The following is a 15,599-nucleotide window of genomic DNA, read 5'->3' as shown; positions in this document are numbered from 1 at the left end:
TCACACCGCCTCGATCAGCATGGCGCCGCCGAGCCCGCCGCCGATACATTCGGTCGCGACGCCGCGGCGCGTGCCGAGCCGCTTCATCGCGTTGACGAGATGCAGCACGATGCGGTTGCCGGAGGTGCCGACGGGATGGCCGAGCGAGATGGCGCCGCCATCGACGTTGAGCCTGTCACGGTCGATCTCGCCGGCCGCGCCGTCGAGGCCCAGGATCTCGCGACAGAATTTGTCGTCGTTCCAGGCGGCGAGACAGCCGAGCACCTGCGTCGCGAAGGCCTCGTTCAGCTCCCAGGTCTCGACGTCCTTGACGGTGAGGTCATTGCGTTGAAGCAGCGGCGTCGCGGACATCACGGGTCCCAGTCCCATGATGCTGGGATCGAGCGCGGCCCAGTGGCTGTCGACGATGACAGCCTTCGGCGTCAGTCTGTGCTTTGCGACCGCCGCGTCGGAGGCGAGGATCACCCAGGAGGCGCCGTCGGTGATCTGCGACGAATTGCCGGCGGTGACCTGGCCCCACGGGCGCTCGAACACCGGCCGCAGCTTTGCGAGCGTCTCGGCCGTCGAGTCCGGCCGCACGCCGTCGTCATGGTCGAAGAATTTTCCGTCGCGGGAGAACGCTGTCTCGACCTCGCCCTTGAGAAAACCTTCGGCCTGCGCATGCGCGAGCCGGCGATGACTCTCGGCGGCATAGGCGTCGGACTGTGCCCGCGTGATGCCGAAGAGATGGCCGACGACCTCGGCGGTCTGGCCCATGTTCAAGTCGGTGATGGGATCGGTGAGCCCGCGCTCGAGGCCGATGATCGGCTTGAGATAGCGCGGCCGCAGCTTGAAGGCGGCAGCGAGCTTCGCGGCCACGCCCTTGGCGGTGGCAAGGCCGGCGAACCAGCGCACACCGGAGTTCGGCCAGACCAGCGGCGCGTGGCTCAGCGCCTCGGTGCCGCCGGCGAGGACCATGTCGGCATGACCCTCGCGGATGTAGCGGTAGGCCGTGTCGATCGACTGCATGCCGGAGCCGCAATTGATCTGCACGGTGAAGGCGACCATGTCCTCGCCCATGCCGAGCCGGAGCGCGGCGACGCGGGCCGGGTTCATCTCGTCCGCGATCACGTTGACGCAGCCGAGGATGACCTGGTCGAAATCATCGGGTGAAAACGGCTGACGCGCCAGCAGCGGCCGGCCGCATTGCACGGCGAGATCAACCGGCGTGAACGGCCCCGGCCCCGAACGCGCTTTGAGAAACGGCGTCCGGCTGCCGTCGACGATGAAAACCGGTCGTGCCATCAGCTCGCCGCCCTCTGTTCACCGAGTTCCTGGAAGAACTGATGCACATCTCCGGTTTTCTTGTAAATCGGCGACAGCGCTTCGGGCGCAAAATCATCGACCTCGATCACTTTTGTGACGGCTTCATGAGCGGCCGCAAGCTGCTCGCCTTCGGCCTGCGTGATCACGCCCTTGGCGACGCCATCCTTCCAGTCGCGGATGTGCGCGGCCCGCATGCGCTTGGCGATCGCATCGGTGCCCGCAACGAGCTTGAACGCGCGCTCCAGCCGGGCAAAGCCGCCGTCGTCGTCGACATGGGCGAGATCCGGCGTGAGACGCTCGCGCGCGGCCGATGGCTCCAGCACGAGACTTGCGCATTGGTGCACGACACGGTCAGACGGGCCGAGCACCCGCGCGCCGAAGGGCTGGACCACGAGCTTGAGGATAACAGCGACAAAACGGTTGGGCAGATTGGCGAGGATCTCGGCAAGCCGGTTCTCGATGGTCTTGAAGCCGGTCGCCATGCACCATTCCAGCGCAGCAAAATCCTCCTTCTGCCGGCCCTCGTCCTGCCAGCGTTTCAGCGCGGCGGAGAGCAGATAGAGCTCGGAGAGGATGTCGCCGAACCTCGCCGACAGCATCTCCTTGCGCTTGAGCGCGCCGCCGAGCGTGAGCAGCGCCATGTCGGCGCAGAGCGCAAAGGCCGCAGAGTAGCGCGCGAGCTGGCGGTAGAATGGCGTTGCATCGCCCGCATCCGGCGCAAGCGCGAAGGCGCCGAAGCTCCAGCTGCGGCCGAACGCACGCAACAGCGTCTGGAAGCTATGGCTGACATGTTTCCAGAACGCTTTGTCGAACGCGGCGAGCCCGCGCTCGCGATTCGTGTCCGCAAGCGCGTTCATCTCGTCGAGCAGATAGGGATGCGCGCGGATCGCGCCCTGCCCGAACACGATAAGGTTGCGGGTCAGGATGTTGGCGCCCTCGACCGTGATACCAACAGGCACGGCGCGGTGCAGATTGCCGAGATAGTTTTGCGGACCGTCGATCACGGCCTTGCCGCCATGGATGTCCATGGCGTCGTCGACCGCGGTGCGCATCCGCTCGGTCGCGTGCAGCTTCATGATGCCGGAGATGACGGCGGGATGGATGCCGGCATTCAGCGCCGCGCAGGTCAGCCGGCGTGCCGCGTCGAGCTGGTAGGCGGTGGCGACGATGCGCGCGAGCGGCTCCTCGACGCCCTCGAATTTGGAGATGGAGATGCCGAACTGCTCGCGGATGCGGGCATACGCGCCGGTGGTGCGGGCGGCATAGGCGGCACCGGCCGCCGATAGCGACGGCAGCGAGATGCCGCGGCCGGCGGCAAGCGCCGTCATCAGCATCTTCCAGCCCTGCCCGAGTCTCTCCTTGCCGCCGATGACGTAGTCGAGCGGGATGAAGACGTCGCGGCCCCAGTTCGGGCCATTCTGGAACACTTGCATCGACGGCAGATGACGATGGCCGATCTTGACGCCGGGCAGATTGGTCGGGATCAGCGCGACAGTGATGCCAAGCTCTTCCTGGCTGCCCACGAGATGATCAGGATCGTAGGCCTTGAAGGCGAGCCCGAGCAGCGTCGCGACCGGGCCGAGCGTGATGTAGCGCTTGTGCCAGTTGAGCCTTAGGCCAATGACCTCGCGGCCCTCGAAATCGCCCTTGCAGATGATGCCGGTGTCGACCATCGAGGCGGCGTCGGAGCCGGCTTCGGGGCTAGTCAGGCCGAAGCACGGAATGTCGCGGCCGTCGGCGAGGCGCGGCAACCAGCGCTCCTGCTGCTCTTTCGTGCCGAAGCGCATCAGAAGCTCGCCGGGCCCGAGCGAGTTCGGCACCATCACGGTGACGGCCGCCGCAATCGAGCGGGTCGAGATCTTGCGCACCACTTCCGAATGCGCATACGGCGAGAAGCCGAGGCCGCCAAACTCCTTCGGAATGATCATGCCGAAGAATTTTTCGCGCTTGACGAAATGCCAGACCTCCTGCGGCAGGTCGCGCCATTCCCAGAAGATCTTCCACTCGTCGAGCATGGCGCAGAGCGCGTCGACCGGGCCGTTGAGGAAGGCCTGCTCCTCGGGGGTGAGCGTCGCCTGAGGCACCTCCAGCAGCTTCGACCAATCCGGGTTGCCGGTGAAGAGATCGGCATCCCACCAGACGTCACCGGCCTCCAGCGCCTCGCGCTCGGTGTCGGACATCGCTGGCAGCACGCCGCGCGCCCAGGAGAAGATCGGCTTTGTGATGGTGTCGCGGCGGAAGCTCATGGCTGACCTCATGCATCGGCGCGGTTATCGGCATTTTAGCGGAAAGTGGCCGGGGTAAGTGAACACTTCGCGAGCAAAAAGACGCGAATTGACGCGGCCGGGCGGCCGCCCCGGGGGCCATAACGGCCGGGGCGTGGGGGCAGTTCCGGGGAGGGGAATCGGGCTGAATGCCCTGTCGTCATTCCGGGGCGACGCGCAAGCGTCGAGCCCGGAATCCATAACCACCATCGGGAGTATGGATTCCGGGCTCGCGCCTAACGGCGCGCCCCGGAATGACGATGCGGAGAGAGTGGCTTAACCCGGATCAGATCAGTCCGGCCGCACCATCTCGAACATGTTTTCCGGCTTGATCTCGAAGTAGTCGCCGCGACGGCCGGCGCGGACGATGGGGCGGGCGGCGGCGGTCTGGTAGACGCCGTCCTTGATCATGGCCTTGTCGATATGGACGGCGACGACCTCGCCCAGCGTCAGCCAGGCATCGGCCTCCTTGCCATCGGCGCCCTTGAGGCGGACGATGTCGGACACCTTGCACTCGAAGGCAACCGGGCTCTCGGCCACGCGCGGCACGTTGACGAGCTTGCCGGGGACGGCGGTCAGCCCTGCGAGCTTGAACTCGTCGACCTCGGGGCCGACATGCGCGGCGGTCGCGTTCATGTGCTTGGCGAGATCCATGGTCGTCAGATTCCAGACGAACTCGCCGGTCTGCTCCATGTTCGACACCGTGTCCTTCCAGTTGGTGGAGGAAAACCCGATGATCGGCGGCACGTAGCAAAAGGCGTTGAAGAAGCTGTAGGGCGCGAGGTTGACGTGGCCCTTGGTGTCGCGGGAGGAGATCCAGCCGATCGGCCGCGGCGCGATGATGGCGTTGAAGGGATCGTGCTTGAGGCCGTGGCCCTTGGAGGGCTCGTAGAAATAGAGGTCTTTGTCGGTCACGGCGAGGTCTTCCCCTGATCCAGGCTACGTCGGCCTGCTTATAGGGGAAATTCCAGCGCCCGTCAGTGGCGCGGCGACAGACCGGCGATGACGAAATCGATCATCTGGTCGATGGTCGGGCCCGGCTTGGTAGCGCACTGGGCGATCATCTGGGGGTGGAAGAAGCGCATCATCGCGGTGCAGGCGCACATCGAGGCCAGTTGCAGGTCCGGCGCCTCGAACTCGCCGGACGCGGTACCTTGCGCGATCACCTGGCCGATGACGCCGGCAATGCACTCCATATGGGCGACGCAGACGTCCCAGTCCTCCTGCATCGCGATCTCGACCATCTCATGCAGCTTGTTATCACCGACATAGCGCTCGGTGTTCATGCGGTGGATGGTGGTGAGCAGCTCGCGGAAGCGCGGGAGCACCGGACCAGGCCTCGCCACGATCCGCTGCGCTTCGATCTCGACCTCGCCCATCAAGGCCCGCGCCACCGACTGGTGGATCGCCTTCTTCGATTCGAAGAAGCGATAGACATTGGCGGGGCTCATCCTGAGCTCCTTGGCGATGTCCCCGACCGTGGTCTTCTGGTACCCGATCTGGCGAAACAGCCGCTCGGCCACCTCGAGGATACGATCCCGGGTGTCGCCTTCGATATGTTCCGCAACCAGTGTCATGTGTCAGGACTCGTCCATCAGCAGTCTTCTCATTTATTCAGCCGCTTCAGCAAGCGGAATTGCGTGCTGGTCATCGCTCCCATGCTGCGGCGCGGCAGGCTGCTCGGGGGTGCCCGCCTCGTCCAGGCTCTTCCTGAACCACAGGGCGTAGAGGCCCGGCAGGTACAGCAGCGTCAGGAAGGTCGCGACGAACAGGCCTCCCATGATCGTGATCGCCATCGGGCCCCAGAAGGCCGAGCGCGACAGCGGGATCATGGCCAGGATCGCGGCGAGCGCCGTCAGCACCACCGGCCGGGCGCGGCGGACGGTTGCCTCCACGATCGCCTCGCGGCGGGTCAGGCCGTGGGAAACGTCGGTCTCGATCTGGTCGACCAGGATGACCGTGTTGCGCATGATCATGCCGGCGAGTGCGATCAGGCCGAGCAGCGCCACAAAGCCGAACGGGGCATTGGCGACGTTGAGGCCGAACGAGGCACCGACGATGCCGAGCGGCGCGGTGAGGAACACCAGGATCAGGCGCGAGAAGCTCTGAAGCTGGAACATCAGCAGCGTCAGCATCACCATGACCATCAGCGGGAAGAGGATGAAGATCGAGGCGTTGCCCTTGGCGGATTCCTCGAACGCCCCACCCGGTTCGATACGGTAGGCCGGCTCGAGATTGTCCTTGATCGCCTTCAGCTTCGGCGTGATCTGGCTGGTGACGTCGGGCGCCTGCACGCCGTCGACGACGTCGGAGCGCACGGTGATCGCCATGTCGCGGTTACGCCGCCACATGATCGGCTCCTCATGGGCATACTCGATCTTGGCGATCTGCTGGAGCGGCACGGCGACGCCGTTCTTCGAGGTGATGGTCAGATCGCCGACGCCGCCGAGATCGAGTCGTTCGGACGGGACCGCACGAGCGACCACGGCCACCTTCTCGATGCCGTCGCGAATGGTGGTAACCTGCGCACCCGAGATCAGCATCGACAGCGCCTGCGAGACGTCCTGCGGCGTCAGGCCCATGGCGCGGGCACGATCCTGGTCGACGACGAGCTTGAGGTAGGGCGACTGCTCGTTCCAGTCGAGCTGGACGTCCTTGACGCTCTTGTTCTGCCGCATGACGTCGCGGACCTGATAGGCGATCTCGCGCACCTTGTTGGCGTCGGGGCCGATCACGCGGAACTGGACGGGGAATCCGACCGGCGGACCGAAGTTGAAGCGGTCGACGCGCACGCGCGCCTCTGTCAGCATGCCCTCCGCAGCCGCGTTCTCGATCTTGGCCTTGATGCGCTCGCGCGCCTCGACGCCCTTGGCGACGATGACGATCTCGGCAAACGCCTCGTTGGGAAGCTGCGGATTGAGGCCGAGCCAGAAGCGCGGCGAGCCCTGGCCGACATAGGACGTATAGGTCTCGATGTCCTTGTCGTCCTTGAGCAGCGTCTCGGCCTTCTTCACCGCCTTCTCGGTGACGTTGAAAGCGGTGCCCTCGGGCAGGCGAAGCTGGAGGAACAGCTCGGGCCGCTCCGACAGCGGGAAGAACTGCTGCTGGACATGGCCGAAGCCGACGATCGAGGCGATGAAGACGCCGACGGTCGCGGCCACCACGGTGATGCGGTGGTTGACGCACCATTGCACGATGGCGCGCAGGCCGCGGTACATGCGGGTCTCGTAGACCGCGTGCGGATCGTGATTGTGGTGCACCTTGATGTTGGGCAGCAGCATGACGCCGATATAAGGCGTGAAGATCACCGCCACGAACCAGGAGGCGACCAGCGCGATCGCCACGATCCAGAAGATGCTGCCGGCATATTCGCCGACCGCGGAATTGGCAAAGCCGATGGGGAGGAAGCCAGCGGCCGTGACCAGCGTTCCCGTGAGCATCGGAAACGCAGTGGATTCCCAGGCAAAGGAGGCCGCGCGAAAACGGTCCCAGCCCTGCTCCATCTTCACCACCATCATCTCGACCGCGATGATGGCGTCATCCACCAGCAGGCCGAGCGCGATGATCAGCGCACCGAGCGTGATGCGGTGCAGATCGAGCGACATCATGTTCATGACGACGAAGACGATACCGAGCACCAGCGGCACCGACAGCGCGACCACGATGCCGGTGCGCCAGCCGAGTGCCAGGAACGAGACGAACAGCACGATGACGAGGGCTTCCATGAAGGAGTGCACGAACTCGCCGACGGCGTGCTCGACCACCTTGGGCTGGTCGGCGATGAGCTTGACGTCGATGCCCTGCGGCACCGCCTTCATGAACTCGGCGGTGGCCTTCTCGACCTCCTTGCCGAGATCGAGGATGTTGGCGCCCTTGGCGGTGACGACACCGATGCCGATCGCGGCCTTGCCTTCCTGGCGCACGATGAAGCTCGGCGGGTCGACATAGCCGTGGGTGACGGTGGCGATATCGCCTAAACGGAACACGCGGCCGTTGCTCTCGACCGGCGTCTCGGCGACGGCCTTGGCGCCATCGAGCGCGCCGGTGACGCGCAGCGGCACGCGCTGCGACGAGGTCTCGACCGTGCCGGCCGGAGTCACGTTGTTCTGCTTGGCGAGCGAATCGAACAGCGCCTGCGGCGTGATGCCGAGAGTGGCGAGCTTGGCGTGCGAGAATTCGACGAAGATGCGCTCGTCCTGGTTGCCGTAGACGTCGACCTTGGTCACACCCGGCACCTTCAACAGGCGCTGGCGGAAGCCTTCCGAGACCTTCTTGAGCTGGGCATAGTCGGCGCCGTCGCCGGTCATCATGTAGAGGATGGAATCGACGTCGGAGAACTCGTCGTTGACGACGGGTCCCAGAATGCCCGACGGCAACTGGCCCTGCACGTCGGCGAGCTTCTTGCGCAGCAGATAAAACAGATACGGCACGTCCTTCGGCGGCGTGGAATCGCGGAAGGTCACCTGGAGCGCGGTGAAGGCCGGCTTGGAATAGGTCTGCACCTTCTCGAAGTAAGGCAGCTCCTGGATCTTCTTCTCGATGGGATCGGCGACCTGCGTCTGCATCTCCTGCGCGGTCGCGCCCGGCCAGATCACGGAGACGTTGACCACCTTCACCGTGAAGAACGGATCCTCGGCTCGCCCGAGCTTCTGATAGGAGAAGAAGCCGGCGACGCCGAGTATGATCATCAGGAACAGGACCAGCGTCGGATGGCTGACGGCCCAGGCCGAAAGGTTGAAGCGCTTCATCGCACTCTCCAAAGATGGTCCAATTGCAAAAAAACCACAGCCACTCTGTTCAAACCGTCGTCGCGAGGCAGCGAAGCAATCCAGGGGGCTGGGCAGGTTCTGGATCGCTTCGCCGCTTCAGCCCCGGCATTTGCGCTTGGGCCGAAACTCACCTCACACGACGTGACTCGTAAACTCTAGAAAGACAGCGACGAGACGATCCGCACCCGCTGGCTCGGATCGAGCTTCTGCACGCCGAGCGCCACGATCTTGGCGCCCTCTTCGACACCGCTGGTGATGATGACGTCGTTGCTCTCGTAGGACTTCACCACGACCGGCTTGAGCGTGACGGCGCCATTGTCGTCGACGACATAGAAGGAGGGCTTGCCGCCTTCGTTGAACAGCGCCGACAGCGGCAGCCGCGCGACGCGCTCGGTCGCGGCATCCGACAGCGTCAGCGTCGCGGTCATGCCGAGCGAAACCTTGTCGTCGGCCTCGGGCAGCGAGAACTTTGCAAGATAGGTGCGCGTCGACGGATCGGCCGTCGGCGCGATCTCGCGCAGCTTGGCCGCATATTTCTTGTCCGGCTCCGACCAAAGAGTGACGCTGGCGGCGCCCGACTTGGCACGTCCGACCAGCGTCTCAGGGATCGCGACGACCGCTTCCTTCTCGGCAAAGCGGGCGACACGGATCGAAGTCTGGCCTGCGGCAACCACCTGGCCGGGCTCGATCAGCGTTGCGGTGACGACGCCACGGGCGTCGGCGTTGAGCGTCGCGTAGGAAAGAGAATTCTTGGTCAGCTCGACTGAGCGCACGGCCCGGTCCAGACGCGCGCGGGCCTCGTCGGCGGCGGCGCGGCTCGAATCCATCGCCGCATCCGTAGTCCAACCCTTGGCCTTCAGATCCTTGGCGCGCTGCTCGGCAGCGGCGGCCTGGGCCAGCACGCCGGTCGCGGCGGTCTGCTCGGCGACGGACTGCTCGGCCTGGAGCTTCAGATCGACCTCATCGAGGGTCGCGAGCGGCTGGCCGATTTCGACGGTCTGGCCGACCTCGACCAAGCGCTTGGCAACCTTGCCGGCAACCCGGAAACCGAGATCGCTCTCGATCCGGGGCCTGACGGTGCCGACGAAGCTGCGCTCGGGCGTTTCGGCATCATAATGAGCTGTTGCCACCAGAACCGGCCGCGGCGGCTCGGCCTTTTCAGCGACGGTGTCATTGCACCCGGCCAGCGCAGCGGCCATGAGGGCCAGCGACACACCCGCCAAGAGCTTGGAATAGCTGGACAAAACTGACCGAACGAACATCGGAGGACACTCCCGCGACTGCAATGAGAGGAATGTCGACTAATCACTGATAAAAGTCAATAATCGTCAGTCATCAGGAAAGCGTGATCGTTAAGGGGTGGTAAGGATTTGGATGGCGGTTGCCGGGAGGGTGCGATCGTAGGGTGGGCAAAGCGGAGCGTGCCCACGATGCCTGCCGGAATCAGGAAAATGGTGGGCACGGCGCGAATCGCGCCTTTGCCCACCCTACGAGAGCCCGTAGCCCGGATGGAGCGGAGCGCAATCCGGGGCCTGCAGGCTGTAGCTCGGAGCGCCCCGGATTTCGCTTCGCTCCATCCGGGCTATGCAGCGGTGAGTGCTGCTCTACCGCCCCTGCCCGGCGAACTCGTGCTTGCTCTCGTGGCCACCGACAAAAACCAAAATGCCGGCGATCAGGGGCAGGACCGCCAGCACCAGCAAGCCGGTCGAGGTCTGGCCGGTGGCTTCCTTGACCCAGCCGATCAGGTACGGCCCGCCGAAGCCGGCGAGATTGCCGATCGAGTTGATCAGCGCGATGGCGCCGGCCGCCGCCGTGCCGGAGAGCCAGGCGGTCGGCAGGGTCCAGAACACGCCGAAGCAGCAGAACACGCCGATCGCCGCCACAGTGAGCACCACCATCGTCATGGTGGGATCGGTGAGATAGGAGGAGACGGCAAGCGCGACGGCGGTGAGCAGCAGCGGCGCGCCGACATGCATCACGCGCTCGCGCGTCGCATCGGAATGCCGCGCCCACAGGATCATGGCGATGGTGCCGAACAGATACGGGATCGCGGTGACAAAGCCGGTCTGGGCGTTGGTGAGGCCGAACGCCTTGACGATCTGCGGCAGCCAGAACTGCATGCCATAGAGCGCGCCGACGAAGCCGAAATAGACGAGGCTCAGCATGATCACCTTCGGCGACGACAGCGCCTCGCCGAGCGACAGATGCTTCACCGTCTGCTTGGCCGCGATTTCCGAATCGAGCCTGGACTTGAGCCAGGCCTTCTGATCGGCCGAGAGCCAGTCCGCCTTCTCCGGCCTGTCGGTGAGATAGAACCAGGTGACGATGCCCAGCAACACCGAGGGGATGCCTTCGATGATGAACAACCACTGCCAGCCCTTCAACCCCATCGCACCGTCGAGCCCGAGCAGCAGGCCCGAGACCGGCGCACCGATCACGGTGGAGACCGGGACAGCGATGGCGAAGGCCGCGAGGAAGCGGGCGCGATACTCGGCCGGGTACCAATAGGTGAGATAGAGGATGATGCCGGGGAAGAAGCCGGCCTCGGCGACGCCGAGCAGGAAGCGCAGCACGTAGAAGCTCGTCACCCCGCTGACCAGCGCCATCAGCGCCGAGATGATGCCCCAGGTCACCATGATGCGGGCGATCCAGCGGCTCGCGCCGAACTTCTCCAGCGCCAGATTGCTCGGCACCTCGAAAATGAAATAGCCGATGAAGAAGATGCCCGCGCCCCAGGAGAAGATCAGCGGCGTGAACTTCAGCTCCGCGTTCATGGTCAGCGCGGCGAAGCCGAGATTGACGCGGTCGAGATAGGAGAAGAAGTAGGCCAGCACCAGGAACGGAATCAGGCGCCAGGAGATGGCGCGGATCGTCGAGGTCTCGATTTCCGACTTGGCTGAGCCGGCGGAACCGGCATAGGTCGTGGTCTGGCTCATGGCTTTCCCCCCGGGGTTGTTGCTCTTATGGGCTGGTTGCGGTTTTGAGCATCGCGGGCAAAGAGTCAATGGAGCGAGCAATGCACGGGGCGCAACCGGATAAACCTGTTGCGCCGCTACAGACATCACTGATCCGCGCCGGCCTTGCTCTTGCGGTCATCGCCTGCGGGCTGTCGTTGCGTTGGTACGGCTTTCCGCTCGGGCTTCCCGCCTTCGTGGTGAAGTATGGCGGCTCGCTGCTATGGGCGACGATGGTGTTTCTGCTGGTCGGGGTGTTGCTGCCGGGGATGTCACGGAGCCGACTTGCAGCCATCGCCGTGGCGATCGCGATCGTCGTCGAGTTCTCCCGGCTGGTGCATGCGCCCTGGCTCGATGCGTTTCGGCTCACCACCGCGGGCGCGCTGCTGTTAGGACGGATCTTCTCGCTGTGGAATCTGGTGGCGTATGGGGTGGGGATTGCGTTTGGCGTTTGGGTCGATGGTCTTGTAGGGTGGGCAAAGGCGCGTTAGCGCCGTGCCCACCATTCTCCTTCGCGGACCACGATGGTGGGCACGCTTCCGCCTTCGCTCTTCGAGCTACGGCGGACAAGTCGCTTTGCCCACCCTACGAGACCGAAGCCGTGGCGAGCGCGCTTCACTCCGCCAATTGAAACCGCTCAAAGCGATCGAGCTCCTCCTCGATCACGCGCTTCAGCTCCTTGCGCCCCGCCGTCTTCTTCCCCTGCCCGACCCAGGTCCATTTCTGCATCAACAGCTTCTTCACCTGCCTATCGGTCTTGAGGTCAAGCGCCGCGACGATCTCGTCGCCCACCAGCACGGGCAACGCGAAATAGCCAAGCTTGCGCTTGGCCTTCGGCACATAGGCTTCGAACAGATGGTTGTAGCCGAAGAACAGATTGGTGCGCTTGCGCTGGATGATCAGGGGATCGAACGGCGAGAGGATGTGAACGAGATCGGGCGCGGCGCCCTCACCCGGCTCCAGCGCCGCGGGCGCGGCCCAATGCTCCTGCTTGCCGGCGCCCTCGATCGCAACGGGCACGAGCTCGCCGCGGCGCACGCGCGAGGCGACCAGCTGAGCGATCGCCTTCTTGCTCGGCGCATCGAGGTGGCAGATCGAATCCAGGCTGACCACGCCCTGCGACCGCAGCGCGCGGTCGAGCAGATAGGCCGTGATGTCTCTCGCTGACGCCGGCCTCGGCAGCTTGTCCCAGCCGAAGTGCCGCGTCATCAGCTCGTAGGTCTTGAGCATACCCTGGCGCGCGCTGACGGTCGCGACGCCGGTGTAGAAGGCGAGCTGCAAAGCCCGCTTCGAGGGTTTTCGGCTCTGCCAGAGATGCTCCTTCTCGGTGAGCACGTCGTCCTCGATGTCGCGGATCGTCAGCGGACCGGCGCGCAGGAGCCGCATCACCTTGCGCGTATCGGCCGGCTTGACCGAGGCGTACCATTTGTGCCCCTCGCGCCGGTGCTCGCGCATCGCCGGCAGGAAGAAGCGAAAATCGTTCGCTGGCACGTAGGACAGCGCATGGGTCCAGTATTCGAACACGCTCCTGTCGACGCTCTGGGCCTGGCGCAGATCGGCACGCCGGTAGGACGGAATGCGGCTGAACAGGATGTGGTGGTGGCTGCGCTCGATGACGTTGATGGTGTCGATCTGCACATAACCGAGATGGTCGATCGCATCCGCCACCGCGCGCGCCCCCTCCCCGAACGGCGCGCGCTCGTCCAGCCGCTGGGCATGCAGCCAGATCTGCCGGGCCTGTGTCGTGGGGATCGGAAAGGGTTTGGGCGCGCGTGACATTGCAGGAGGCAATGTAGCCGGATTCGCGCCAGGAAGAGAGACGCCAAAGAAGCTTTCTCAAGAAAAAGCCGCGCTGCCAACTGCTGACAGCGCGGCCGAACCGTGCGCGCCTCACTTCATCGACATGGCCTTCTGCGCCTTCATGTAATGCGTGCAAGCGCTCTTCATCTTGCCGTTGCTGATATCGGTGTTGGCCATGGCTGCGCTGCGAGGGTGCAAGGCCTCAATTGCCGTTCTTTTGCACCTTGGGCCGGTCACCGACGCTGCCTGTGGCGACATCGGGCTCGCAGGACGCTTTGCCACGCCCCTCCGCCTGGCAGCGATAGACGCTGCCGGTGAGGCGGTCGACCAGCCACATGTTCTCGTCGTTCGGACCGTCGAGGCCGACATAACGGCTGCTCAGCCCGGTGATCAGCGTGGACAGCAGGATCGCCACCGCGATCATCGCCGCACCGACATAGATGGGCATTGAGCTCAGAAAGACTGTCCGATCCTGCGGCCCGCCACGATAGAACTGGTAATCACTCGGCCTGGGCACTGGACTGAACTCGGCTCCCTTCCTCGGCGGTTGTTGGACGCGGAGTCCTGCTAGGCGCCCAACTGGCCGAATTCTTGTTCGCACGCGGGCCATCACGCGACGGCTTTGCGACGATCGGTGAGCAAGGGTTTCCGGAACAAATTGGCGGCCCGAACCGGGCCGCCTGTTGCTTGCCTGCCGGCTCAGCGGCGGCCGAACAACCCGCCCATCATACCGCCGAACAGACCGCCGGGGCCGCCTGGCGGACCGGCACCGCCACCGCCGTAATGGCGCCGGCCGCCACCGCCGGAGGACCGGCGACGCGCGGGCTCGTCGTCTGCCTGCTCGGAGGAGGCCGCGCGGGTCGAGACAATCTCCGACAGCAGGGCCTTGTGCTGGAGCTTGTTGAGATAACCAGTCGCAGGATAGCCACGGGCAGCCTGCCACCGCCTCATCACGGAACGGGTCTCATCGTCGAACTTGCCCGTCGCCTTGACGTCGAAGCCGAGCCCGGTGAGGCGGCGCTGCACGTCGCGGCGCTGGTTCTTGTCCAGACCGATCTGGTCTTCAGACACCTGGTTGGCTTCTTCCGTAAAGGTCGCGGGATCGATCCCGGCCGAGAGATTGCGGGTGGTGATGGATGGACCATCCTGCAACGCCGCGATGCGGGCGAGTGCGATCGATTTGAACGTGCCGTTGGGATAGCTGGTGAGATAGGCGTTGAGTTCCTCGACCTTGTTGGAGTCCCTGATCGAGCGCCAGAACTCGAGCTCGACGTCGGAGCCTTGCTTGCTCGCGGCCGACACCGGTGCGTTCGACGGATCGGTCGTGGCCGCGGCCGGCACACCAACCGGATTGAGATAGACGTTGCCCGTGAGGTTGGTGTGCCCCCAGGGCAATTGCCCCTTGCTGGTCTCGTCACTGACCTGGGCACGGACCTTGGTCATCGCCTGCTGGATCTCGATCCCGGGCTGGGCAATGTTGGCGACGAGCGCGCGGGTGAACGGGCTGTTGGTGCCGGCCTCGCCGTCGAGCGCGGTCTGGCCGGGGCCGGTGGCAAAGGCAATCAGCGTGCCCTCGCCCGACTTCATCTCGGCAAGACCGGTCTGGACGTTGACGGAGCGGGTGGCCTTGGCCGAGCGGATCTTTGCCGCGAACGGATTGTCGCGGCAGGCGTCCAGGAACACGAGCTTCACCTTCGCGTCCGACATGGTCTGATCGAGCGTGAGGTCGACATTGATCGCCGCGCCCAGCTTGACGTCCATCTCGGATTTCAGGTCGGCGTCGACCGGCAACAGGTAGTTGACGCCGTTCACGGCAATCCCGTGGCCGGCATAGAAGAACACCGCGACGTCGGCGCCTTCGCTCTTCTTGCCGAACTCCAGCAGCTTCGCGGTCATGGCATCGCGGGTGAGGTTGGCGCCCTCGACGACGTCGAAGCCGACATTGCGCAGCACCCTGGCCATCGCCTTGGAGTCGATCGCGGGGTTGGGAAGCTGCGGGACGTTCTTGTAGGCGGCGTTGCCGACCACGAAGGCGACGCGCTTGTCCGCGAAGGCCGCGTTGCCGCTGACGAGAAATACTGCGATTGAAATTGCTGCGATCAAGAAGCGCATGATCATTCTCCCCTGATCCAAACTTCCTCGCTGCTCTCGGTTCGACCTGAGCCGATCCGATGAGAGCAATCTGATCCAATTCACAACGACGCACTGTGATCTGGATCACTCGGGGATTTCTGCTGCTCGAACCGAGCTGAGAGTCGCTGCGACGGTCGCTTTTTGGGCTGCTGACGCAGCGGGCAATACGGCTGGTGACGAACAATGGCCAAAAGATTGTACCTGCGCGGGCTGCGAGTCCAGCCGGTTCAGCTGTCGATGCCGAATGAGACGGCGCTTCTTCCCGGTGGCAGGGCACCGCCGCTGGCCCGACATGCCATGGATTCCGATCGGCGCCGGCGCGAGGATGCACGGGTCATTTCGGTCGTCTGGAATGTGACCCGCATCACATCGAG

Annotated in this window: 11 protein-coding genes; 1 reads left to right on the top strand and 10 read right to left on the bottom strand. The window is 64.7% G+C overall.

What is annotated here, in order from left to right; all coding sequences use genetic code 11:
- From AB7535_RS02735 to AB7535_RS02705, 7 genes are all read right to left on the bottom strand, one after another.
- Nucleotides 1–1,284 (bottom strand): acetyl-CoA C-acetyltransferase, encoded by a 1,284-nt coding sequence (locus AB7535_RS02735; RefSeq protein WP_085398538.1) that lies wholly within the window; start codon nt 1,282–1,284, stop codon nt 1–3.
- Entirely contained in the window at nt 1,284–3,551 is a 2,268-nt protein-coding gene (locus AB7535_RS02730; protein ID WP_085398539.1) for an acyl-CoA dehydrogenase, read from the bottom strand. Before AB7535_RS02730 ends, AB7535_RS02735 begins: the two co-directional genes overlap by 1 nt.
- A 309-nt stretch (nt 3,552–3,860) precedes the next feature.
- Complete coding sequence (locus AB7535_RS02725; protein ID WP_028160319.1) at nt 3,861–4,484, bottom strand: flavin reductase family protein; 624 nt, start codon at nt 4,482–4,484, stop codon at nt 3,861–3,863.
- Nucleotides 4,485–4,546: 62 nt separating this feature from the next.
- Nucleotides 4,547–5,146: a TetR/AcrR family transcriptional regulator gene (locus tag AB7535_RS02720; RefSeq protein ID WP_063985197.1), complete on the bottom strand. Its 600-nt coding sequence runs from the start codon at nt 5,144–5,146 to the stop codon at nt 4,547–4,549.
- 33 nt (nt 5,147–5,179) lie between these two features.
- Nucleotides 5,180–8,317 carry an efflux RND transporter permease subunit gene (locus AB7535_RS02715; protein ID WP_085399104.1) on the bottom strand — a complete coding sequence of 1,046 codons (3,138 nt, stop codon included), beginning with the start codon at nt 8,315–8,317 and terminating at the stop codon, nt 5,180–5,182.
- 176 nt (nt 8,318–8,493) lie between these two features.
- The gene (locus AB7535_RS02710) at nt 8,494–9,600 is read right to left on the bottom strand and encodes an efflux RND transporter periplasmic adaptor subunit (protein WP_028148596.1); all 1,107 of its coding nucleotides are present in this window, start codon (nt 9,598–9,600) and stop codon (nt 8,494–8,496) included.
- 342 nt (nt 9,601–9,942) lie between these two features.
- Entirely contained in the window at nt 9,943–11,274 is a 1,332-nt protein-coding gene (locus AB7535_RS02705; protein ID WP_085399105.1) for an MFS transporter, read from the bottom strand.
- Between the two features lie 80 nt (nt 11,275–11,354).
- On the opposite strand from AB7535_RS02705, the gene AB7535_RS02700 reads away from it, so the two are divergent.
- Entirely contained in the window at nt 11,355–11,783 is a 429-nt protein-coding gene (locus AB7535_RS02700) for a ribosomal maturation YjgA family protein (RefSeq protein WP_085399106.1), read from the top strand.
- A 124-nt stretch (nt 11,784–11,907) separates the two neighbouring features.
- Here AB7535_RS02700 and AB7535_RS02695 read toward each other — a convergent pair whose 3' ends face one another.
- The 3 genes from AB7535_RS02695 to AB7535_RS02685 all read right to left on the bottom strand — a co-directional run bounded on the left by AB7535_RS02695 (nt 11,908) and on the right by AB7535_RS02685 (nt 15,204).
- Nucleotides 11,908–13,071: a winged helix-turn-helix domain-containing protein gene (locus AB7535_RS02695; RefSeq protein WP_085399107.1), complete on the bottom strand. Its 1,164-nt coding sequence runs from the start codon at nt 13,069–13,071 to the stop codon at nt 11,908–11,910.
- A gap of 223 nt (nt 13,072–13,294) precedes the next feature.
- Nucleotides 13,295–13,540, bottom strand: a complete 246-nt coding sequence (locus AB7535_RS02690; RefSeq protein WP_085399108.1) for a hypothetical protein — start codon at nt 13,538–13,540, stop codon at nt 13,295–13,297.
- Nucleotides 13,541–13,791: 251 nt separating this feature from the next.
- Entirely contained in the window at nt 13,792–15,204 is a 1,413-nt protein-coding gene (locus tag AB7535_RS02685; RefSeq protein ID WP_085399127.1) for a caspase family protein, read from the bottom strand.
- Nucleotides 15,205–15,599: the final 395 nt, after the last annotated feature.

The organism is Bradyrhizobium sp. 956_D2_N1_4 (assembly GCF_052076025.1).
GTDB lineage: Bacteria > Pseudomonadota > Alphaproteobacteria > Rhizobiales > Xanthobacteraceae > Bradyrhizobium > Bradyrhizobium barranii.
Note: the sequence above shows the minus strand (reverse complement) of the source record. Positions and strands in the feature narration are given on the sequence as shown.

Excerpts from the sequence above, each read along its gene's own strand:
- AB7535_RS02735 (WP_085398538.1), bottom strand. The coding sequence starts at position 1,284 with ATGGCACGACCGGTTTTCATCGTCGACGGCAGCCGGACGCCGTTTCTC.
- AB7535_RS02730 (WP_085398539.1), bottom strand. The coding sequence starts at position 3,551 with ATGAGCTTCCGCCGCGACACCATCACAAAGCCGATCTTCTCCTGGGCG.
- AB7535_RS02720 (WP_063985197.1), bottom strand. The coding sequence starts at position 5,146 with ATGACACTGGTTGCGGAACATATCGAAGGCGACACCCGGGATCGTATC.
- AB7535_RS02715 (WP_085399104.1), bottom strand. The coding sequence starts at position 8,317 with ATGAAGCGCTTCAACCTTTCGGCCTGGGCCGTCAGCCATCCGACGCTG.
- AB7535_RS02710 (WP_028148596.1), bottom strand. The coding sequence starts at position 9,600 with ATGTTCGTTCGGTCAGTTTTGTCCAGCTATTCCAAGCTCTTGGCGGGT.
- AB7535_RS02705 (WP_085399105.1), bottom strand. The coding sequence starts at position 11,274 with ATGAGCCAGACCACGACCTATGCCGGTTCCGCCGGCTCAGCCAAGTCG.
- AB7535_RS02700 (WP_085399106.1), top strand. The coding sequence starts at position 11,355 with ATGCACGGGGCGCAACCGGATAAACCTGTTGCGCCGCTACAGACATCA.
- AB7535_RS02695 (WP_085399107.1), bottom strand. The coding sequence starts at position 13,071 with ATGTCACGCGCGCCCAAACCCTTTCCGATCCCCACGACACAGGCCCGG.
- AB7535_RS02690 (WP_085399108.1), bottom strand. The coding sequence starts at position 13,540 with ATGCCCATCTATGTCGGTGCGGCGATGATCGCGGTGGCGATCCTGCTG.
- AB7535_RS02685 (WP_085399127.1), bottom strand. The coding sequence starts at position 15,204 with ATGCGCTTCTTGATCGCAGCAATTTCAATCGCAGTATTTCTCGTCAGC.